The following is a 20,439-nucleotide window of genomic DNA, read 5'->3' as shown; positions in this document are numbered from 1 at the left end:
CTCGCTGGCTTTGTCGGCGTCAACCTTCTCAACTAAACTTAGACGACAATAACCTCGTGTTGCCGGGAGGCGTCAGTACAGGCGCTTCCCTAGCAAGAAATATCGAGGACTAAGCGGTAGCGCCTTGCTACACGAATAAGAAGCGGAGTTAAACATGCGTGCTACTAGCGGTTCTGCACGGCAAGCGCGCTAACCTGTCGGAGCTAGCTCCGTCCTGACAAATTGGAGAACTTTCATGGCTATCGGTGTTTGGATTAGTCTTTTTGCCTACTTTGCGCTCATGATCGCCATCGGCATCTATGCCATGCGCAAAGCGACATCTTCATCAGAAGATTACATGCTGGGGGGACGTGGCCTCAGTCCACAAGTAGCCGCGCTGTCGGCTGGCGCTTCGGACATGAGCGGCTGGCTGCTGCTTGGGTTGCCCGGCGCCATGTTTGTGTCCGGCTTGGGATCGGCTTGGATCGGCATTGGCCTTTTGGTAGGTGCGTTCTTCAACTGGACCCTGGTCGCCCCCCGACTGCGTGAACAGACCGTTCACTACGGCAATGCGATTACCATTCCAGCCTTTTTGGCCAACCGATTTCCGACACGTGCGCTTTCACTGCGCACGGTGTCTGCAATCGTTATCGTCATCTTTTTCGCGGTTTACACGGCCTCAGGCCTCGTCGCTGGGGGCAAACTGTTTGAGAGCGCGTTTGCCGGTATTTTTAACATCGGCGGCATGAGCGACTACGCGATCGGCATTCTCATTACACTTGGCGTGGTACTTGTCTACACCGTTGTTGGCGGCTTCCTGGCCGTGAGTATGACCGACTTCGTGCAAGGCTGTATCATGATGCTAGCGCTAGTAATCATGCCTGCAGTGGTGCTATTTGGCGAAGGCGGCGGCGGGTTCTCCCAAGCATCACAGACGCTCAATGAAGTTGACCCCACCCTGCTATCCTGGACGTCAGGGCTGACCTTTATTGGCTGGCTCTCTGCGGTAACCTGGGGGCTAGGCTATTTTGGTCAACCCCACATCATTGTACGCTTTATGGCCATCCGGACGCTGAAGGATGTTCCTACTGCCCGTAACATCGGCATGAGCTGGATGCTTATCTCCCTGATTGGCGCAGTCTCGCTTGGTTTATTTGGCCGGGCCTATGCAATTCGCAATGGCATGGATATCGAAGACCCCGAAACGATCTTCATCATTCTGGCGAATCTACTCTTCCACCCGCTGGTCACCGGCTTCCTCTATGCGGCACTGCTTGCTGCGATTATGAGCACCATTTCCAGCCAGTTGTTAGTATCGTCGTCTTCACTGACCGAGGACTTCTATCGTCTGTTCCTAAGAAAAGAAGCCACCGATAAAGAGTGCGTAACAGTGGGCCGAATCTGTGTCGTACTGGTTGGTTTGGTAGCCGCTGTAATTGCATCAAATCCGGACTCCCAAGTTCTTGGGCTCGTCAGTAACGCCTGGGCTGGCTTTGGCGCAGCATTTGGCCCGCTGATCATTCTGTCGCTGATGTGGTCTCGCACGAACGGAGCTGGTGCCATTGCCGGTATGGTAGTGGGCGCTGCAACCGTCATGATTTGGATTGCATTAGGCTGGAACGGAGAATTTATGGGTGGCCCCGGCGTGTACGAGATCATCCCAGGCTTCATCGCTGCCTTTATTGCCATCTTGGTGGTTAGCAGCATTACTGCCGATGCGGGTGAATATCAGCATATTGACCGCTAGACGAGCGTCAATGACACGCTCAGCTTAATTAAACAATTAAGCTGATCATCGAGGCCTTCCCATACCATGGGAAGGCCTTTTTCACTTCTGACAGGCTCTTTTTAAACCCATTATTTAGCGGCGCAGTTCCACTCTTTGCCCCAGGTCAATAACCTGCCCTCCTCTCCTCGATACACTCTTTACATGGTTCGCGATCACGCCGAACAACGGTTCACGTTAACCACTACTGCGAAGACTCACATCAATGGTCAGGAGCGATGCTATGCGCCATAACTCTCTTTCAACACTGCTTACCACTGGACTTGCAGCAGCCACATTGATGGCAAGCGGCCAAGTTTTAGCTTACGGCGCTGGCGATTTCTTTACTCGCGTGGGTGTTGCCAAAGTGGAGCCCAAAAGCGACAACGGTTCATTAGCCGGAGGCGCGTTCGCGGTTGATGTTCAGGACAAAACCGATTTCGCATTTACCCTGGGCTACCGCTTCCACGACAAAATGGGCGTCGAGCTACTGGCAGCTCTACCGTTTGAGCATGACATTGCTCTGAATGGGGATAATCTTGCCTCTACCAAACACCTTCCGCCAACTCTAACGCTCCAGTACTACCCACTAGGTGGAACGGATGCGCGTGTACAGCCTTATGTCGGCGCGGGTATTAACTACACCTTTTTCTCTGACGAAGAGCTAGCCATAGGCGAACTGGAGCTGGACGACTCTTGGGGTGCCGCTGCTCAAGTGGGTATCGATTTGCTAATCGATGAGAACTGGGCACTTAACGCAGCAGCGTGGTATATCGACATCGATACTGACGCGACCGTTAACGGCGCCGCGGCAGGCACAGTGGAAATTGATCCGTTGGTGGTTATGGCAGGCTTGAGTTACCGCTTCTAACACTATTACGGCGGCGCAAACAGCTGTGCTAGTTGCGCCGTGCTAGTTGCATAGTCGCATGAAAATGCCCAGTACCGCTCTTAGGGTGCTGGGCATTGTCTTTGCTGACACCTTCACCACACTAGGCTTCAGCTCCTCGCATTAGCGCGACCTAGCTTTCAGTCACTAGCCGATCTATCTTTTCAACAGCTCGAACAACCAGTAGCTGGTCGCTGGCACGAACCTTTTCCTGCATCAGGTAGGCAGCCACTGCCGGCGCCACATCGCACTTGGCAGGCATGGCAGCCTGGGCATCAATCAGTGCATTTAGTCGAGCGATAAAAACAAATCGAATCCACTGAGGCAGCGACATCGTGTCGATACAGAAGGGTTGCTGGCTATTAAATGCCGAAATATCAGGCGTTGGCATGCGCCATAAGTTAGCGGCCTTCATAGTGGCTTCAAGCTCAAGAAGCGCGGTTTGAAGCTGTTGATGGACGCTCATAAGCACCTTTTCCATTTAAATCTATGAACCTTTATTATCCCAGCACTGTGAGTAAGTTGCCAACCGTCAGGCAGGAATTTGTGCCTTATTCACAGATTCACAGAAAACCTGCAAGAGGCTGTGGATAAACTATGGAAAGATGTCGCTACTGTTACTCTCATGCGGGTTACACCAAGTTGTGCAATTTTTAACCACGTTGATAATAAAGCACGGATTAATCAGCGTTTGCGGCTGACAGTGACACATCAGCAAGGTAGAGTGCAGGCTTGAAATGCGGAAGGATGTCATGCAACCAATCCAGACACTTGATGAGTTTTTTACCCGAAGCGGCGCGGACGTTTCTCTCTACCATATGGGACGACGAGTAACAGACTGCCCACGAGAAACGCTGCGAGCATTTGAAAACGGCGAGATAGCCTGGCCAGAACCCTGGCAGCAGCAGGCTCGTATTGGCGTAGTATTTCGTATGGGTGACATGCCTGAACCAGCCATCTGGTTTTTGGCGCTGCCGCTAGACGAGCAAGGCAAGCTCTCCCCCGCCCAACGAGACGGTTTTATTAATCGCTTGCTCGAGACCCTTGGGCGAAATGCTGTGCAGATAGAAAATAAACCGCTAGGCCAAGCGGAAACTGCAGACGTGGATCATCTAATGAAGGATAATCCGCTCGCTTTTTCGCCGGATATTACTTTTCAAGCAATGCTTAATGCTCAGGCCACTTATGCATTAGAACTTGCTGCTAGCCAACACTTAGAGCCTGTCGAGGCCTATCTAAGTGGTCAGCAGACCATTGACTGGCAAGCACTAGGGCTACAAGGCATCGCTGATTATGTGGTACGCCTCGATTTATCCACATCAGAAGCGCTTGCGCTGCGCCTTCCCCAGTTGCCCACTAGTGTCACTCACTCGCTGTGCTATTGCCTTGAGCATAGGCCTCTTGCAGAGCCGCTGGTAAGTGCATTACGGGCGCGTGGAGAGCAAGCAGCCATTGATGGTGACGTAGAAACCCTGTGCGCCTGCGTGCGCGCCGTGGGCTGCACTCCATCAGCAGATGTTGGCCAATGGTACTCAAGCCTGTTAAATGACCCCGCTGCCTGCGGTCCAGATATTATCGCAGCCATCGCTGGCCGCGGATGGCTATTGTTAGAAGACGCTGAACGTTTACCGTTGCTGTTACAGCGTTTAGCAGAAGACAAACGCACTAACTTTAATGCCGTCGTACGTGATCTTGCACTGATACCTAGACTTCGCCTATTGGTTATGCTGACACTACGCGACGCGCCGCCTGATTCTGCGATTCAGCGACGACTAAGTGCGTTGATTAACCAAGCTAGAAGCTAGCTATTTATTTATGAGACGCTAGAACGACGCATTTATTGATGACAAACCTTCATTTGCCAGGAGTAAGCCGTGAAGGAATTACCCTATCAGGCCAAAGCAGTCATCGGCCGCCGTGAAATGGTGACGTTACCTGAGTTAGGGCTTCACCTTTGCTGCAAAGCCGATACTGGCGCGCGCACCTCTGCTTTGCATGCCGAAGAGATTGACACTCATGAAGACGAGGATGGGCAGCTGTGGGTAAGTTTTATTACCCATAGCGGTGGCCCGCAAACGCCTGCCCACCGTTACCAACTCCACTTGCACGACCGGCGGCGCGTTACCAGTTCTAATGGGCACAGCGAGTGGCGCTATGTGATTCGCACCCCGATGCAATTGGGTGAACTAAATTTTCCGGTTGAACTAACCCTGACTGACCGTAGCAATATGCGCCATCCCATGCTGCTTGGGCGCCGTGCTATGCGACGCTTGCTTATCGCCCCTGGTGCTGCATTTTTGCACGGCGAGCCTTAAACTTACTTATTAGCCATATCTTTTGGCCCCGGAGCCCTGCATGCATATTGCCCTGCTTTCGCGCAATCGCAATCTATATTCTACTCGCCGCCTTATTGAGGCCGCCGAGCAGCGTGGGCACACCGCTCGCGTGGTCGACACGCTGCGCTGCTATATGAGCATCGCCTCCCACCATCCGTCGATTCATTATAAAGGCGCTGAAATCGAGCCCTTCGATGCCGTTATTCCTCGCATAGGGGCATCGGTTACCTTTTACGGCTGCGCCGTACTGCGCCAATTTGAAATGATGGGCACCTACGTTATAAACGATTCAGTTGCCATCACTCGTTCACGGGACAAGCTGCGCTCGCTACAGCTGCTCTCTAGAAAGGGGTTGGGCCTTCCCATCACGGGGTTCGCCCACTCGCCTGATGACATTCCTGACCTGATTACCATGGTCAAAGGTGCTCCGCTGGTCATCAAGCTGCTGGAAGGAACGCAAGGTATCGGTGTTGTACTTGCTGAAACGAACCAAGCAGCCGAGTCGGTTATTCAAGCGTTTATGGGCATGAAAACCAACATCATGGTGCAGGAGTACATTAAAGAGGCACGCGGTGCCGATATTCGCTGTCTGGTGATTGGCGATAAAGTGGTTGCGTCGATGAAGCGCCAGGCCGCCGAAGGTGAATTCCGTTCAAATCTGCACCGTGGGGGCACCGCCAGCGTCATCCGCATTACCCCCGAAGAGCGCTCAACGGCTATTCGCGCGGCAAAGGCGATGGGGCTGCGCGTTGCAGGTGTCGACCTATTGCGCTCTAACCATGGACCGGTGATTATGGAGGTCAACTCATCACCTGGCTTACAGGGTATTGAGAATGCAACAGGTAAAGATATCGCCAGCATGATCATCGAACACATCGAAAAAAATGCCATGCCAGTGCGTAAAACGCCACCCAAGCCTAAAGGCTAAGGCTGAATGCAAAAATAATCCGTATTAGGGGTGGCAAATTAGCGCTGCCACCCCCACAATCTGCGTCACCGAAGGAGGTAGACGCTCATGTTTCTCGACAATCGCCAAGTGGCGATGGACAGCGTGCTGGAAGCGCTGGCCGATAGCATTGATTATTTCCAGGATAATATTGAACGCCTGAGACCCACGCTGCGTGATGCACTGAAGCCGCACTATACCGAGCGGTTAAATCAGATGCGTAAACTTCAGGAACTGGCCCGTGCGCACTTAAAAATGCTGCCTCGAGATGCTGACGTTGAGCGTGATGACTTTTTATGGCTATGGAGTCGTTTAAAAAGCTTTGTGGGCAACGATAGTCAGGTATTAATCAATGAGCTGTTGGAACAAGAGCGTGTACTGATGCAGGCCCTTTCAACGCTATTCACCCACCCCCTGCCCGATCCTATTGAGCCGGTAGTGGATGAGTGCATGCAAGGTTGCCGCAAGTTAATACGCGAATTGTATAACTTACAAAAGCGCAAAACGTATCGCTAACCTATTGACCACTCACCGCCTGCACATGTGATGTCTTCGCCGACCCCACAAGGTAGTGGTAAATATCAAGGCCAACAGGAAGGCGAGACACTTCGTCGACGTTGCTACTGGCGCTTAATTCGATAGGTTCTGGAGAGCCTAGAAAGTGAGGCTCTCTTCCCCAAATATATAGATCACCTAAGGTAGCGACCCGCGCCACCCATTCGCGAATTTTCAACCGCCACTCCCCAGCAACAGATTCTTCTTCCGCGACACAGCCAGTAACATCCATTCCTAATGCGCGCCCAATAAAAACCGCACGGGGAAGATGCCAACTCTGGGTAACCAACAGTGCCTGATCTAGCTGGAAGACATCTCTTGCTCGCGCAAGCGTGTCATAGGTACTGAACCCAGCAAAATCCATGGTGAGCTGGTCTGCTGGCACACCGCGACGATAAAGATCACGCCACATGGCGCGAGGCTCGTTATAGGCTTGGGTACGATTATCCCCAGAGATTAGTAAATGACTTACCCGCTGATCGGCAATCAGACGCGCCGAGGTTCGCATACGGGCTTGAAAGTGAGGGTTTCGAAAGCCGCTGCGTGTCCAATTAGAAGTACCAAACACGATCGCCACATCGGTTGAGCGGCACTCCGCCAAGCTGTCATCAATATAGCGTGCCGTGCTGGCAACCACCCAAAAATTACCAACTATAAACAGCAATGTCGCCAGCAGCATAAATGCTCCTAGCGACATCAAAAAACGTTTTGTGTACCGCGATAGCAGGCTGTGCATCCAGCTCCCCACCAGGGGTTAAAACATGCCGAGCTCAAGCTTGGCTTCATCGCTCATCATGTCACGACTCCAGGGCGGGCTGAAGACAATTTCAGTATGTACCTTGTTAATCTGAGGTGCGCCTAGGATTTTATTGCGTGCGTCCGCCGCAATAACATCGCCCATGCCACAGCCTGGTGCAGTAAGCGTCATACGAATAGTGACCATCCGCTCGCCACTGATCAAACGCTCAAGACGGCAGCCATAGACCAATCCTAGATCAACAATATTAACCGGTATTTCGGGATCAAAGCAGGTGCGCAGCTGCTCCCAGACAAACTGCTCAATTTCTTCATCACTGGCGCTTTCAGGCAGTGTTGGACGCGGCAATGGCTCGAGCCCTAACGCATCCAAATTACGCCCTTCAATCAGATAAAGCCGTCCTTCAAAGCCAACACTTACCGAGCTGCCCTTCGCTTGCATCACGCTGACGACACTGTCCTCAGCCAGTGTCTCCGTTTTGCCAAACGGAATAGCAATGGCGTCAACATCTCGCTGAAGCGGCAGTTTTTGACCACGTTCAAGGCTGGCCACTTGCTCAATATCCATAACGGTCCTTAAATGACGGCTTTTAACGCACCATTCCAATCACACGCTTTAGCGCTGCAACAAACGTATCTATCTCTTGAAGCGTATTATACGCCGCAAATGATGCACGACACGTGGCATCTACGCCAAAGTGATGTAGTAATGGTTGCGCGCAGTGATGCCCGGTACGAATAGCGACGCCTAGCTGATCAATCAACAGCCCAATGTCCTGGGAGTGGGCGCCTTCGACCACGAACGACAGCACGCCAGCTTTATGCGGCGCGGTGCCAAGAATGCGCAAACCATCTATTTGATTTACCGCTGCAGTAGCATGTTCCAGCAGCACGGCCTCCCAAGCGCCAATCGCCTCCACGCCCACGCCATCTAACCACTCAATAGCGCGTCCCAAGGCAATCACCTCCGCAATGGCGGGAGTACCAGCCTCGAACTTATGCGGGAGTTCTGCAAAGGTGGTGCCGGCGTCAAAAGAGACCGTTTTAATCATCTCGCCGCCACCCTGCCAAGGCGGCATCGCTTCTAATAAGGTCTGCTTACCGTACAGCACGCCAACCCCAGTAGGGCCATAAATCTTATGCCCAGAAAACGCATAGAAATCAGCATCAATATCCTGAACATCAACCTGCTGATGCGGCGTAGCCTGAGCACCATCCACCAGAATAAGCGCACCGTGCTGATGAGCAAGCGTGGCCATCTCTTTTACTGGATTAATGGTACCCAACGCATTAGAGACATGATTGACGGCCACAAGTTTAGTGCGCTCATTGAGCAGCGCGCGGTACGCTGCCATATCTAGCGCCCCATTCGCCTCAACGGGAATGACCTTAATGGTAAAGCCAATTTCAGCCGCCAATAGCTGCCAAGGAACAATGTTGGAGTGATGCTCCAGCATTGAAATTAGCACCTCATCACCTGCAGCAAGCTGGGAGCGTCCCCAACTTTGCACCACTAGATTGAGCGCTTCAGTCGTGCCCCGAGTAAAGATAATCTGGCGCGCATCTTCCGCATTGAGAAACGCCTTAACACGATGCCGTGTGGCTTCAAACGCTGCTGTCGCCTCATCTGACAAAGTGTGCAGCCCCCGATGGATATTGGCGTTATAGCGCGAGTAATAGTCGCTAAATACGTCAATGACCTGCTGGGGCGTTTGACTTGTCGCGGCATTATCTAGGTATACCAACGGCTTGCCATGTACTTCCCGGTTTAGTATCGGGAAATCGTTGCGCAGCGCCTCAACATCAAAGGCTGCAGGGGCAATCACGGTAGGTTTCTCAATCACGCTATGGGGCATCGATGACTCCTTGGCTAGTCGTTGAGTGCGTTAGTCGTTGAGCGCAGCCGCTGCTTCTACCAATCCAGCAAGGTTAAAGCGCTCCGGCAGCTTGCCTGCTACCGCTAACTCTACTCGTTCAGCAATCACATCTAGCGCGACCTGCTCAAGCACCTCGCCAGCAAATGCAAGCGTTAACAAACCTCGCGCTGTCGCTTTGTCGATACCGCGGGTACGCAACGCGTAGATCGCGTCTTCATCCAACTGCCCCGTGGTGGTGCCATGAGAGCACTTCACGTCATCAGCATAAATTTCAAGCTCAGGCTTGGCATCAATCTGCGCGCGATCGGAAAGCAATAAGTTTTGGTTACTTTGGAAACCTTCGATCTTCTGGCTATCGCGCTTGACGTACACTTTACCGTTAAACACGCCGTGGGCACGGTCATCCAAAATGCCTTTGTAGTTCTCGTTAGAGAACGTCAGCGGCGCATTGTGATTAACCTTGGTGTGGTTATCCACGTGCTGGCGGCCTTGACCAAAGAACAGACCATAGAAGTTGGTTTCTGCGCCTTGGCCGTTTAAATCACTAATCAGGTCGTTGCGTACCAGCGCACCGCCCAAATTCAGATTGTAGGAGCTGTAGCGGCTATCTCGGCTCTGTTCAACATGAATACTGGCAACATGCAGATCACCCAAGGGCGCTTCTTGCAATTTGTAGTGATTCAAAATCGCACCGCGATCAAGCATCAGCTCTGCAACCACGTTGGTGAAGTTGGCCGCATCGGCTTCACCGATATAGTGCTCAATTAACGTTGCTTCACTGCGCCCTGCTGCTTCAACCAAAATGCGCGGATGGCTCATTACTGGCGTGCCCGCACGGGACAAAAATTGCAGCAAGATGGGCTTTTCCACCACGGTACCCGGCGCAATGCGTACCACCGCACCCTCTTCCATAAACGCGGTGTTCAACGCTGCGAACGGAGAGAAGTCTACTCCCGTTAAGCGACCCAGCGGCCCACCCACAGCCTCATGGTTATCAGCCAGAGCCTTAGAGAGCGGCATTACCTGAACGCTACTCGGCAGTGCTTCTAAGTCCGACAATGCGGCTGAGAAAATGCCATCCACAAAGGTCAGTCGGTACGCATCTAACGGCAAGGTAAGCGCAGCTGCTTGTGCCTGGGAAAAATCAGCAGTCTCAGCCAGCGCAAAGTTACCCTGGGCTATCGTGCGAACGTCAGTATATTTCCACTCTTCATCGCGACGAGTAGGAAATCCCATGGCTTCAAAGCGGGCAGCTCCCGCTTGGCGGCGAGCCGCGATCCAGGTTGGCTCAACTCCGCGCTGTTGGCTACGCGCTTTCAGCGTGTCCAAAAACGTTTGCGTATCGCTCATGCCACAGACTCCTCAATGCCTTCATAGCCGTTGGCTTCCAGCTCTTTAGCAAGCTCAGCGTCGCCGCTCTTCACAATACGACCGTCGACTAACACGTGCACTTTATCCGGTACGATATAGTCAAGCAGACGCTGATAGTGAGTGACCAGCAAAATAGCGCGTTCTTCAGCCCGCAGACTGTTAACGCCATCGGCAACGACTTTCATCGCGTCAATATCGAGACCAGAGTCAATTTCATCAAGCATGGCAAGCTTTGGCTGAAGCACCAGCATCTGAAGAATTTCGTTGCGCTTTTTCTCACCGCCAGAGAAACCTTCATTGACGGCACGCTGTAGGAAACTGGCATCCATCTTCATAAAGCCCAGCTTCTCTTTGACGAGCTTCATAAACTCAGGAGCGGGCATTTCTGCTTCACCACGTGCGGCACGCTGTGCATTAAGCGCCGACTTGAGCAGATAGATATTTTTCACTCCTGGAATTTCCACTGGGTATTGGAAACCTAATAGCAAGCCCGCTTGAGCACGCTCTTCAATTTCCATTTCCAGCACGTCCTGCCCCTCAAAGGTAATGCTACCCTGGGTCACTTCGTAGCCGTCTTTACCGGCAATAACTGCCGACAAGGTGGATTTACCCGCGCCGTTCGGGCCCATAATGGCATGTACTTCACCGGCATTGATGGTGAGCGTTAAACCTTTCAAAATTTCTTTGCCGTCGACGGTGACGTGTAAATCTTTAACTTGCAACATAGTCATAACCTTTTAAATTCTTGCGGGACGCTTGCGCGTCTCCGGTAAAATAAGTCGGGGCCGAAGTGGTTAACCCACTGCACCTTCAAGCGTGACACTTAGAAGCGCTTCGGCTTCTACCGCGAACTCCATCGGCAGCTCTTGGAAAACGTCTTTACAGAAGCCGTTAACAATCATGCTGACCGCATCTTCTTCAGAAATTCCACGGCTTTGGCAGTAGAACAGCTGATCTTCGCCAATCTTAGACGTGGTGGCTTCGTGCTCAATCGTCGCTGTACTATTACCAATTTCTTGGTAAGGGAATGTGTGCGCACCACACTTATCGCCAATTAACAACGAATCACACTGAGTGAAATTACGTGCCCCTTTGGCACGAGGGCCAATTTTGACTAAGCCACGATAAGATTGATCGCTCTTACCTGCCGAAATACCTTTGGCAACGATATAGGAGCGGGTGCCTTCGCCAATATGAATCATTTTGGTGCCAGTATCCGCTTGCTGACGGCCGTTAGTCACCGCCACAGAGTAGAACTCACCGATACTGTCTTTGCCACGCAAAACACAAGAAGGATATTTCCAGGTGATCGCTGAGCCAGTTTCGACCTGTGTCCAACTGATGCGCGAACGTTCACCGCGACAATCACCACGTTTGGTAACGAAGTTATAAATTCCGCCTTTACCGTCTTCATCACCGGGATACCAGTTCTGAACGGTGGAATACTTAATGTAAGCATCATCCAGCGCAACGAGCTCTACGACTGCTGCGTGAAGCTGGTTTTCATCACGCATTGGCGCCGTACAGCCTTCCAAGTAAGACACCTGAGCACGGCTCTCACAGATAATCAGGGTGCGCTCGAACTGGCCGGTATTGGCCGCGTTAATCCGGAAGTAGGTCGACAGTTCCATAGGGCACGTTACGCCTTCAGGAACAAACACAAACGACCCATCGGTAAATACAGCCGAGTTCAGTGCGGCAAAATAGTTATCCGCTACCGGAACGACCGTACCGAGATACTGTTTGATAAGATCTGGGTAATCGCGAATAGCTTCAGAAATCGAGCAGAAAATAACGCCCGCTTCGCCGAGCTGTTTTTTAAACGTGGTTGCCACGGAAACAGAGTCGAATACGGCATCGACGGCCACGCCAGCAAGCGCTGCACGCTCATGCAAAGGAATACCAAGCTTTTCATATGTTTCGAGAAGCTTAGGATCAACTTCATCCAGGCTCTGAGGACGATCTTCCGGGCGCTTGGGCGCACTGAAATAAGAGATCGATTGATAGTCAATGGGCGGATAATCAAGATGCGCCCAGGACGGCTCTTTCATTTTCAACCACTGACGATAAGCATCTAGGCGCCACTCCAGCATCCATTCCGGCTCGCCTTTCTTATTAGAGATAAAGGCAATGGTGTTTTCATCAAGGCCAGGTGGCAGGGTGTCGCTTTCAATATCGGTTATAAAACCATCTTTGTATTCGCGACGAACCAACTGTTCCATTTCTTCGCTTGCCATGGTGATACCCTCCGGGCAGTTGGGTGGCGAGCCTAGCTCGCCGTCAATAGGGTTAGTCTATGTTGCACTGCCTAAGCAGATGCCAGGCTAATGCTTTGAATCGGTAACTGTACGGGTAGCTTGATTGGCGTCGTATCGGCTAGGTGCGCCAGCGTAACGCTTTCCAGTAACGTACGAATCGCCAGTGAGACTCGCTGCCAGTTATCAGCGACACCGCAGGTAGCAGCCAGATCGCACTCACCCTCCGCTTGGCTACACTCGGTCATTGCCACCGGCCCTTCAATTGCAGCAATAATATCGGCAGCCGTAATATGCGACGCTGGTCGCGCCAGTCGATAACCACCCTGGACACCGCGCTGTGACTCCAGAAGACCGGCTTTCACCAACATCTTGAGCGTCTTACTAACAGTTGGATGAGGTAACTGTACTGCATCTGCTAAATCAGCCGCCGCATGCGACGCCTGTGGATGGCGAGCAATTTGCGCCATCACGACAGCGGCATAGTCTGTCAGCCGAGAAAGCTTGAGCATGTTGACTCCTATTCGCAGTTACAGTTGGCTTACCCGTTAATGGGTACCATTTTAGTCCTGTATAAATTTGATGTGAAGCCCTAGAGCAAAATCGTTATCAATTTGTGCAAAATAACAGCACGTTCGGCTCTGATAGCATCAAAAACAACAATCATTATCATTTAAAAAAACTATCGATGGGCCAAACAAAAAAACCTGCGATGATTTCGCAGGCTTTTAACAGAACACTACTTGGTGGTGAGGGTGCTATACCTTTGAGCCACTGCCTTTGAGCACTATGCTTTTTTGACGAACTCGGACTTAAGCTTCATGGGCCCAATACCATCGACTTTACAATCAATATCGTGATCACCATCGACTAAACGGATATTTTTAACTTTAGTGCCTACCTTAACCACCAGCGAACTGCCTTTGACCTTGAGGTCTTTTATAACAGTAACGCTGTCACCATCTGCCAGCATATTGCCGTTAGCATCACGAATACCCGAGCCAGCTGCTTCAGTGCCCTCTTCTGCTACTTTTGACCATTCGTTGCCGCATTCCGGGCAGACATACTGAATACCATCATCGTAGGTAAATTCAGAGGCACAGGCAGGACAATTGGGTAGATCACTCATGATAGGCTCCAACGCATCAGGCTAATACACAGGACTTAGTCACACACAGAACTTAGTCATACACAGAACTTAGAAAGCGATGGAGCCTACACGGCTTGAGCACAATACTCCAGTTGGGCACGTTAACTTGTGTGCTATCAATACAGCGTTATTACCCACCTAGCTGTGCCGAATACTGCTGCCACCAGTGACGTGCGATGCGCACATTTTCAGCATTTGCCGTCGCATCTAACACGGTGGGTAACTGTATATAGTCACCTCGAGTTCTTGCCATTAATAGCGGATCTTGGGTGGCAAGCTGAAGCGCATATAGGGCTAACATCAACTCATAGTCATCGGCTGTATTGAGACGCGCAAACAGCAAAGGTACGGCGGGCAAGCCAATTTCGCCCAACCGCTCTGCCGCGATATACCAAGTTCGGGGATTGTCTTGTCCGCCGTACTGCGAGACAAAGCGCCTATCTGCCAACCGGCTGACATAGTAGGCCGCCTTCTCTTCAGGGCTGGTTAACAGCGGCGGCACCCAGTCGGTTGCCTGCCGGTTAGTTACGTAGCCTGGCTGCGCCGCTCCTGAAGATACCTGCGCCACGTCAGGCGACACCTTCTGTGCCACGGCATCCGGTGCCTGAGAGGAAGCTGGCTGCCCAGCGCATCCCGCTAACATAGTAAACACTGCAAAGGCTGGCACTAACCATAGAGGACACTGCTTCATGACAAATTCCCTATATCAATATACATACTTATTCATACCAACGCCCTTCCTGCTTTAGGCGTTTTCTCACCCAGCGATCATAATACCAGCGTAACGCTGTTTTGATCCCTGGCAGACCAATAAGCCATGCGATTGGCACAAGCAGAGGAATACGCATCATCAGCAAACGGTAGGCATCAATACCTTCGATAAGCGTGCCATCAGCTTTTTCGATATGCAGCGAGCGTAAAGCAGCATCTGGTGCGACTCCTTTGTCACGCAATTGCTGCTGATGCTCAGTCACATCACACCAGCTAATCCCGTTACCATGCTTACCTGCCCAACTTTCAAACAGACGTCGATCCTTCCGACAAGTAGGGCAAACGGCATCGTAGAAAACATTGATAGAGTCATTGTCAGGCATATAGGCTCTCATCGTGGTCGTACTTAGCAGTGTGACACTTTGCGCTTACTACGCAAATTTCCAGTTCACGGGGGCACTCCAATGAAAAGGCTATTAATCGTTGCCCATGCGCCATCCGTTAATACACGCACTCTGCGTGATGCCGCCCAGCGGGGCGCGAGCCAAAACGTTGTTGAGCAGGTGGCCTGCATAGTAAAAACGCCTTTCGAGGCTGGCTCTGATGATATTCGCGCCTGCGATGGCATTTTGCTGGGCACAACAGAAAACCTGGGCTACATGAGCGGTGCACTTAAGGATTTTTTTGATCGCAGTTACTACAGCATATTGGAAGAGAAACAAGGGCTTCCATGCGCGCTCTATATTCGCGCAGGGCACGACGGCACCGGCACCCGGCGGGCAGTCGAAAGCATTGTGACAGGGCTACGTTGGCGTTGGGTTCAGGAACCACTCGCGTTACGTGGGCAATGGCAGGACACTTTTGCCGACCAAGTCGAAGAACTAGGCCTCTACATGGCAGCGGGACTGGATAACGGTTTATTTTAAGGCCGCTATAAACGCAAAAACGGCACCGCATGGGTGCCGTTGTGTGGGTAAACGCTGTGTTTATTTGAGTCGTTCAAACACGGTCGCAACCCCTTGCCCCATGCCGATACACATAGTGGCAAGGCCGAGGGTAGTATCACGCTGCTGCATAACGTTAAGTAGCGTCGTACAGATACGCGAACCCGAGCAGCCTAGTGGGTGGCCTAGTGCGATGGCACCACCATTGAGGTTTACTTTTTCATCCATGGCATCCAGGAAGCCTAGATCTTTCAACACGGGCAGACCTTGTGCAGCGAACGCTTCGTTAAGCTCAACCGTTTGAATATCGGCTGCCGACAAGCCAGCGGCTTTCAGCGCTTTTTTAGACGCAGGCACTGGGCCGTAACCCATGATAGAGGCATCACAGCCTGCAACACCGGTTGAAAGCACTTTTGCAATCGGCTCAAGCCCCAGCGCCTGAGCGCGCTCGTAGCTCATAACAGCCATTGCCGAAGCCCCTACCGACAGTGCAGATGACGTGCCTGCAGTAACGGTACCATTACGAGGATCAAATACCGGCTTGAGACTAGCCATTGACTCGATACTCGCCTCAGGACGAATCACTTCATCGTTCTTGACCAGAATTTTAAAACCGCGCTGGTCGTGACCTTCAACACCAATGATTTCGTTATCGAAGTAGCCTTTTTCCATCGCAGCCTGGGCACGCTGGTGGGAACGCACGCCAAACTTATCTTGGTCTTCACGAGAAATACCGTGCATTTTGCCCAGCAACTCAGCGGTCAACCCCATCATCATGGCGGCTTTTGCGGCGTACTTACTGGCAGCAGGGTTAACATCAACACCGTGAGCCATGGGCACGTGTTCCATGTGCTCTACGCCACCGATCACGTAAAAGTCGCCCATGCCTGCTTTAATATTGGCCGCCGCAATATGCAGTGCCGTCATCGAGGAGCCACACAGACGGTTAACCGTTTGCGCAGGCACCGAGCGCGGAATACCGGTCATGATTGCCGCATTGCGCGCAATATTCATGGATTGCTCAAGCGTCTGGTTAACACAGCCCCAGATCACATCGTCCACTTCGGACGGATCTAAATTGGCGTTACGATCAAACAGCGCCTGCATGACGGCTGCTGACAGGTTCTCGGCGCGCACATTGCGGAATGCACCATTTTTAGCTTTCGCCATGGCGGTACGTACACCGTCAACCACCACGATATCTCTTGGATTCAAACTCATCTTATATCTCCTTTGCGTGGTGGTTAGGCCTGAGAGCCAGCATAAAATTGCTGGTTATTTTGCGCCATCTGACGCAGCTTCTCAGTGGGCGCGTAAAGCGGGCCTAACTCTTCCGCAAGGTTTTCGGCCAGCTTGACGAATTCGGCAACACCCATCGCGTCAATGTAGCGCAGTGCGCCACCGCGGAAGGGAGGGAAACCGATGCCGTAGATTAATGCCATATCGGCTTCAGCGGGAGTTTCCACGATGCCATCTTCAAGGCAACGAACAGTTTCCAGACACAGCGGTACCATCATGCGAGCAATAATGTCTTCATCAGAAAACTCTTTCTGCTCTTTCACGACGTCTTTCACCAGCGCGTAGGCTTGTTCGTCGGTCACTTTCTTAGGTTTGCCTTTCTTATCTTCTTCATAGGCATAGAAGCCTTTGTCGTTCTTCTGGCCCAGACGCTTATTGTCGTACATCACCTGAATCGCGGTTTTGCCGTCACGCGCCATGCGATCAGGGAAGCCTTCCGCCATCACTTCGTTAGCGTGCACCGCCGTATCAAGCCCTACTACGTCCAGCAGATAAGCAGGTCCCATGGGCCAGCCAAATTTTTCCATCACTTTGTCAACGCGTTGGAAATCAGCGCCCTGCTCTACCAGGAAGCTAAAGCCACCAAAATATGGGAACAGTACGCGGTTGACCAAAAAGCCGGGGCAGTCATTCACAACAATCGGGGTTTTGCCCATTGCACGAGCGTAGGCAACTGTTGCGGCCACCGCCGCATCTGACGTCTTCTCGCCACGAATAACTTCCACCAGCGGCATACGGTGCACAGGGTTAAAAAAGTGCATGCCGCAGAAGTTTTCTGGACGCTTAAGGTTTTTGGCCAGGCGATTGATAGAAATCGTCGAGGTGTTAGAAGTCAGGATGGTGTTTTCGCTCACCATGCCTTCCACTTCGGTCAACACGGCGTCCTTGACCTTGGGATTTTCAACCACAGCTTCAACCACTAGATCAACATTGCCGAAATCACCGTAAGAAAGCGTGGGGCGAATGTTGGTCAGCTTTTCAGCCATCTGCTCAGTCGTCAGCTTTTTACGCTCTACCTGCTTAGCAAATAGCTTACGCGCCTCTTTCAGACCCAGCTCAATCGCCTCATCGTTAATATCTTTCATTATGATGGGCGTGCCTTTGCTGGCGCTCTGATAGGCGATACCACCGCCCATAATGCCAGCACCCAGCACAGCGGTCTGCTTAACTGGCTGCGACTGCTTCTCGTATTTGCTACCTTTTTTCTTCACAACTTGATCGTTAAGGAACAAGCCAACCAAGTTAAAGGCAACGCTACTGAGTGCTAGCTTGGCAAACGCTTTTGCTTCAATCGCCTGGGCGCGGGCACGGGTCTCGCCAGCGCCTTTCTGAATCACTTTAATCGACGCTACTGGCGCGGGATAGTGAGGGCCAGCCTTGCCAGCGACATACCCTTTGGCAGTTTCAAACGCCATCATTTGCTCAATGGCATTAAGCTTCAGCGGAGCTTTCTTCTCTTCACGGCGCGCCTGGTAATCTAAATCACCGGCATTGGCACGATCCAGAATGTCCAGCGCGGCTTCTTCAAGTAGCTCGTGAGTAACGACAGCGTCGACCGCGCCAACTTTAAGCGCTGCGTTAGCACGGTTTTCAGTGCCGCCAGCAATCCACTCAATAGCGTTATCCGCACCAATCAGGCGGGGTAAACGTACACATCCCCCCCAACCGGGCAGAATGCCTAGCTTGGTTTCGGGCAAGCCAATTTTGGCTTTCTCACTCATTACTCGGAAGTCGGTCGTCAACAGTACTTCGCAGCCGCCGCCAAGAGCCAAGCCATTAATGGCCGTCACGGTTGGAAAAGGCAGGTCTTCAATCGCATTGAAGATGTCGTGAACCTTAAGGTTCATCTCAACGAGATACTCTTCGCCTTTATCAAAAAGGCTGTGAAATTCGGTGATGTCAGCGCCGACAATAAACGCATCTTTGCCACTGCTAATCATCAGCCCCTGCAGGCCGCTTTCAGCTTGAAGCGCTTTAACTGCCTCACCCAGCTCTGCCACAACAGCGCTAGACAGCTTATTAACGGACTCATCTTTCAGATCGAAAGTGAGCTTAGCGATGTCATTGCCACCTTGGGTGTCACGACGCTCCACCGTGATGGCATTGCCTTGATAGATCATCCGCGCTCTCTCCACAAGTTCGGGCTGGCACCATTAATCGGACCCGCCACGCATTTCATACGGTCGTTTGATTGCGTAAGCTTGGTTGAGATAATGAGGAACGTCAAGCCCTGACTTTTGGCTAATGCGCTTATCTCTCAAGTGCACTTACACAAATCAACTTACAGCAGGCGCACATTTTTTGCGCTTTTAATAGACACAATAGGGAACGCATCGACTTTGCCAACGAATCCAACGATCATGCAGTTTTCATTTATGAGCCAACAACGCCATGGGTAGTTTCTTTACTCCCGCCCGTATAGCGGCACTACAGACACGGGTTGAACGTACCGTCGAACGCTTAAAACCCTGGAGCTGGCTGTGGCCACCCATCGCGTTTGGCGCTGGGCTGGGTAGTTTCTTTCTGGTGGACCGCCAACAGTGGCTAGGAGTGGTATTAGCGCTGGGGCTTCTTTTTGCATGGCTGCTACTGCTTTCCGAGAGTCTCATCGGGCGCTGGCTTGCTAAGCGCGGCCACCCCACCTTACCCCGCGGCGTTACTACCTTTATCGCCCAAATGATTCACCAGGAAACACTTTTCTTTACGTTGCCGTTTATCCTGGTTACAACCGTGTGGAATAGCGGACAGACACTGTTTGCGCTGCTAGTGATCGCAATGGCAATACTGTCGATCATAGATCCGCTCTATTACAAGCTCGCAGGGCGTTGGCGAAGCCTCTATTTTATCTTTCATGCCCAATGTGTTTTTTTAGTGGTACTGGTTATTCTGCCTATCATGCTGCAGCTTACGACTGGCCAAAGCTTAATCCTTGCGCTAGTGATCACCATCTTGGTAGCACTGCCCAGTTTTTGGCACTTACTTAAAAAACGTTCGTTAACGCGCTGGTGTGGGCTCTTCGTGCTCACTATCGCATTAGCCTATACGGCTTGGCTCGGCAAAATATGGGTGCCTCCCGCCAGCTTATGGATGACAAACAGCGCACTTTCTCCAGCGCTAGATATTCAGAGCCGCGAACCGCAGGGAACAATGGCGCTTACGCCAGACGCAATTCGCTCTAAAGGCCTTTACGTTTACACCGCCATTCGAGCGCCGCGTGGATTAAGTGAGACGATTCATCATGCATGGCACCACAACGGCGAATTGTTAGATGAAGTAGAACTTGCTATCAACGGTGGACGGGAACAGGGCTATCGGGCTTGGAGCCATAAGCAAAATTTCCCAGAAGCACCGTCGGGAGAGTGGCGTATCGACATTATGACCGCTAGCGGACAACGGCTGGGACTGATCCGGTTTACTGTTTCGGAAGATTTGGAAAAAGCCACGATAGCGGATAGCAAAATCCAACCTAGCGGCTTGAGTGCGCTAAATTTGCGGCGCTTTATCCCCGGAAATACCAATTCTGACAACGATCGGCCAACGGACGAATAACATAACGCCTTGCATTCAGCGGCGCAGCTTATGACAATTCGCCTACTTACATTTTTC

21 protein-coding genes are annotated in these 20,439 nt (G+C 51.8%); 8 read left to right on the top strand and 13 right to left on the bottom strand.

Going from position 1 to position 20,439, the window contains the following annotated elements:
• Positions 1-235 precede the first annotated feature (235 nt).
• Both putP and IR195_RS06850 read left to right on the top strand, forming a co-directional pair.
• On the top strand, positions 236-1,726 hold the full coding sequence (gene putP / locus IR195_RS06855) for a sodium/proline symporter PutP (protein WP_125746966.1): 1,491 nt from the start codon (positions 236-238) through the stop codon (positions 1,724-1,726).
• A gap of 262 nt (positions 1,727-1,988) precedes the next feature.
• Complete coding sequence (locus tag IR195_RS06850; protein ID WP_125746964.1) at positions 1,989-2,615, top strand: OmpW/AlkL family protein; 627 nt, start codon at positions 1,989-1,991, stop codon at positions 2,613-2,615.
• A gap of 151 nt (positions 2,616-2,766) precedes the next feature.
• Here the strand turns inward: IR195_RS06850 and IR195_RS06845 are convergent, their stop codons facing one another.
• Complete coding sequence (locus tag IR195_RS06845) at positions 2,767-3,099, bottom strand: YqcC family protein (RefSeq protein WP_120387184.1); 333 nt, start codon at positions 3,097-3,099, stop codon at positions 2,767-2,769.
• A 286-nt stretch (positions 3,100-3,385) separates the two neighbouring features.
• Between IR195_RS06845 and IR195_RS06840 the strand changes: the two genes are divergently transcribed.
• The 4 genes from IR195_RS06840 (at position 3,386) to IR195_RS06825 (ending at position 6,431) form a co-directional block, all read left to right on the top strand.
• On the top strand, positions 3,386-4,438 hold the full coding sequence (locus IR195_RS06840) for a DUF3549 family protein (RefSeq protein ID WP_206049084.1): 1,053 nt from the start codon (positions 3,386-3,388) through the stop codon (positions 4,436-4,438).
• A 69-nt stretch (positions 4,439-4,507) separates the two neighbouring features.
• On the top strand, positions 4,508-4,948 hold the full coding sequence (locus IR195_RS06835) for an ATP-dependent zinc protease family protein (RefSeq protein ID WP_009724956.1): 441 nt from the start codon (positions 4,508-4,510) through the stop codon (positions 4,946-4,948).
• Between the two features lie 40 nt (positions 4,949-4,988).
• Positions 4,989-5,897, top strand: a complete 909-nt coding sequence (gene rimK / locus IR195_RS06830) for a 30S ribosomal protein S6--L-glutamate ligase (protein ID WP_125746960.1) — start codon at positions 4,989-4,991, stop codon at positions 5,895-5,897.
• An 87-nt stretch (positions 5,898-5,984) separates the two neighbouring features.
• Positions 5,985-6,431 carry a hypothetical protein gene (locus IR195_RS06825; RefSeq protein ID WP_125746958.1) on the top strand — a complete coding sequence of 149 codons (447 nt, stop codon included), beginning with the start codon at positions 5,985-5,987 and terminating at the stop codon, positions 6,429-6,431.
• A 1-nt stretch (position 6,432) separates the two neighbouring features.
• On the opposite strand, the gene IR195_RS06820 is transcribed toward IR195_RS06825, so the two are convergent.
• The 10 genes from IR195_RS06820 to IR195_RS06775 all read right to left on the bottom strand — a co-directional run bounded on the left by IR195_RS06820 (position 6,433) and on the right by IR195_RS06775 (position 14,973).
• Positions 6,433-7,206 carry a SanA/YdcF family protein gene (locus IR195_RS06820; protein ID WP_241006805.1) on the bottom strand — a complete coding sequence of 258 codons (774 nt, stop codon included), beginning with the start codon at positions 7,204-7,206 and terminating at the stop codon, positions 6,433-6,435.
• A gap of 18 nt (positions 7,207-7,224) precedes the next feature.
• A complete protein-coding gene (sufT, locus tag IR195_RS06815) occupies positions 7,225-7,794 on the bottom strand; it encodes a putative Fe-S cluster assembly protein SufT (RefSeq protein ID WP_038483092.1) in 570 nt (189 codons plus the stop codon).
• A 22-nt stretch (positions 7,795-7,816) separates the two neighbouring features.
• Positions 7,817-9,082, bottom strand: coding sequence for an aminotransferase class V-fold PLP-dependent enzyme (locus IR195_RS06810; RefSeq protein ID WP_206049083.1), 1,266 nt, complete (start codon positions 9,080-9,082; stop codon positions 7,817-7,819).
• A 30-nt stretch (positions 9,083-9,112) separates the two neighbouring features.
• Positions 9,113-10,453, bottom strand: coding sequence for a Fe-S cluster assembly protein SufD (gene sufD, locus IR195_RS06805; protein ID WP_146945119.1), 1,341 nt, complete (start codon positions 10,451-10,453; stop codon positions 9,113-9,115).
• Complete coding sequence (gene sufC, locus IR195_RS06800) at positions 10,450-11,199, bottom strand: Fe-S cluster assembly ATPase SufC (protein ID WP_125746952.1); 750 nt, start codon at positions 11,197-11,199, stop codon at positions 10,450-10,452. Before sufC ends, sufD begins: the two co-directional genes overlap by 4 nt.
• Positions 11,200-11,268: 69 nt before the next feature.
• Complete coding sequence (sufB, locus tag IR195_RS06795; protein ID WP_125746950.1) at positions 11,269-12,711, bottom strand: Fe-S cluster assembly protein SufB; 1,443 nt, start codon at positions 12,709-12,711, stop codon at positions 11,269-11,271.
• A gap of 71 nt (positions 12,712-12,782) precedes the next feature.
• Positions 12,783-13,241: an SUF system Fe-S cluster assembly regulator gene (locus IR195_RS06790; RefSeq protein ID WP_083002775.1), complete on the bottom strand. Its 459-nt coding sequence runs from the start codon at positions 13,239-13,241 to the stop codon at positions 12,783-12,785.
• A 275-nt stretch (positions 13,242-13,516) separates the two neighbouring features.
• Positions 13,517-13,858, bottom strand: coding sequence for a zinc ribbon domain-containing protein YjdM (locus IR195_RS06785; protein WP_146945120.1), 342 nt, complete (start codon positions 13,856-13,858; stop codon positions 13,517-13,519).
• Positions 13,859-14,009: 151 nt separating this feature from the next.
• Complete coding sequence (locus IR195_RS06780) at positions 14,010-14,570, bottom strand: hypothetical protein (RefSeq protein WP_206049082.1); 561 nt, start codon at positions 14,568-14,570, stop codon at positions 14,010-14,012.
• Positions 14,571-14,598: 28 nt separating this feature from the next.
• Positions 14,599-14,973: a thiol-disulfide oxidoreductase DCC family protein gene (locus tag IR195_RS06775; RefSeq protein ID WP_125746944.1), complete on the bottom strand. Its 375-nt coding sequence runs from the start codon at positions 14,971-14,973 to the stop codon at positions 14,599-14,601.
• A gap of 81 nt (positions 14,974-15,054) precedes the next feature.
• On the opposite strand from IR195_RS06775, the gene IR195_RS06770 reads away from it, so the two are divergent.
• Positions 15,055-15,516 (top strand): flavodoxin family protein, encoded by a 462-nt coding sequence (locus tag IR195_RS06770; RefSeq protein WP_206049081.1) that lies wholly within the window; start codon positions 15,055-15,057, stop codon positions 15,514-15,516.
• Positions 15,517-15,576: 60 nt separating this feature from the next.
• Here IR195_RS06770 and fadA read toward each other — a convergent pair whose 3' ends face one another.
• Both fadA and fadB read right to left on the bottom strand, forming a co-directional pair.
• Positions 15,577-16,755: an acetyl-CoA C-acyltransferase FadA gene (gene fadA, locus IR195_RS06765; protein ID WP_125746941.1), complete on the bottom strand. Its 1,179-nt coding sequence runs from the start codon at positions 16,753-16,755 to the stop codon at positions 15,577-15,579.
• Positions 16,756-16,778: 23 nt separating this feature from the next.
• Entirely contained in the window at positions 16,779-18,953 is a 2,175-nt protein-coding gene (fadB, locus tag IR195_RS06760) for a fatty acid oxidation complex subunit alpha FadB (RefSeq protein ID WP_206049080.1), read from the bottom strand.
• A 271-nt stretch (positions 18,954-19,224) separates the two neighbouring features.
• Between fadB and IR195_RS06755 the strand changes: the two genes are divergently transcribed.
• Complete coding sequence (locus IR195_RS06755) at positions 19,225-20,382, top strand: DUF5924 family protein (RefSeq protein ID WP_125746937.1); 1,158 nt, start codon at positions 19,225-19,227, stop codon at positions 20,380-20,382.
• Positions 20,383-20,439 lie beyond the last annotated feature (57 nt).

Source organism: Vreelandella venusta, assembly GCF_015689495.1.
Taxonomy (GTDB): domain Bacteria; phylum Pseudomonadota; class Gammaproteobacteria; order Pseudomonadales; family Halomonadaceae; genus Vreelandella; species Vreelandella venusta.
The sequence above is the reverse complement of the archived record's forward strand: the minus strand, read 5'-3'. Positions and strand labels throughout refer to the sequence as shown.

Coding starts and splice junctions, on each gene's coding strand:
- putP (WP_125746966.1), top strand. CDS start 236: ATGGCTATCGGTGTTTGGATTAGTCTTTTTGCCTACTTTGCGCTCATG.
- IR195_RS06850 (WP_125746964.1), top strand. CDS start 1,989: ATGCGCCATAACTCTCTTTCAACACTGCTTACCACTGGACTTGCAGCA.
- IR195_RS06845 (WP_120387184.1), bottom strand. CDS start 3,099: ATGAGCGTCCATCAACAGCTTCAAACCGCGCTTCTTGAGCTTGAAGCC.
- IR195_RS06840 (WP_206049084.1), top strand. CDS start 3,386: ATGCAACCAATCCAGACACTTGATGAGTTTTTTACCCGAAGCGGCGCG.
- rimK (WP_125746960.1), top strand. CDS start 4,989: ATGCATATTGCCCTGCTTTCGCGCAATCGCAATCTATATTCTACTCGC.
- IR195_RS06825 (WP_125746958.1), top strand. CDS start 5,985: ATGTTTCTCGACAATCGCCAAGTGGCGATGGACAGCGTGCTGGAAGCG.
- IR195_RS06820 (WP_241006805.1), bottom strand. CDS start 7,206: ATGCACAGCCTGCTATCGCGGTACACAAAACGTTTTTTGATGTCGCTA.
- sufT (WP_038483092.1), bottom strand. CDS start 7,794: ATGGATATTGAGCAAGTGGCCAGCCTTGAACGTGGTCAAAAACTGCCG.
- IR195_RS06810 (WP_206049083.1), bottom strand. CDS start 9,082: ATGCCCCATAGCGTGATTGAGAAACCTACCGTGATTGCCCCTGCAGCC.
- sufD (WP_146945119.1), bottom strand. CDS start 10,453: ATGAGCGATACGCAAACGTTTTTGGACACGCTGAAAGCGCGTAGCCAA.
- sufC (WP_125746952.1), bottom strand. CDS start 11,199: ATGTTGCAAGTTAAAGATTTACACGTCACCGTCGACGGCAAAGAAATT.
- sufB (WP_125746950.1), bottom strand. CDS start 12,711: ATGGCAAGCGAAGAAATGGAACAGTTGGTTCGTCGCGAATACAAAGAT.
- IR195_RS06790 (WP_083002775.1), bottom strand. CDS start 13,241: ATGCTCAAGCTTTCTCGGCTGACAGACTATGCCGCTGTCGTGATGGCG.
- IR195_RS06785 (WP_146945120.1), bottom strand. CDS start 13,858: ATGAGTGATCTACCCAATTGTCCTGCCTGTGCCTCTGAATTTACCTAC.
- IR195_RS06780 (WP_206049082.1), bottom strand. CDS start 14,570: ATGAAGCAGTGTCCTCTATGGTTAGTGCCAGCCTTTGCAGTGTTTACT.
- IR195_RS06775 (WP_125746944.1), bottom strand. CDS start 14,973: ATGCCTGACAATGACTCTATCAATGTTTTCTACGATGCCGTTTGCCCT.
- IR195_RS06770 (WP_206049081.1), top strand. CDS start 15,055: ATGAAAAGGCTATTAATCGTTGCCCATGCGCCATCCGTTAATACACGC.
- fadA (WP_125746941.1), bottom strand. CDS start 16,755: ATGAGTTTGAATCCAAGAGATATCGTGGTGGTTGACGGTGTACGTACC.
- fadB (WP_206049080.1), bottom strand. CDS start 18,953: ATGATCTATCAAGGCAATGCCATCACGGTGGAGCGTCGTGACACCCAA.
- IR195_RS06755 (WP_125746937.1), top strand. CDS start 19,225: ATGGGTAGTTTCTTTACTCCCGCCCGTATAGCGGCACTACAGACACGG.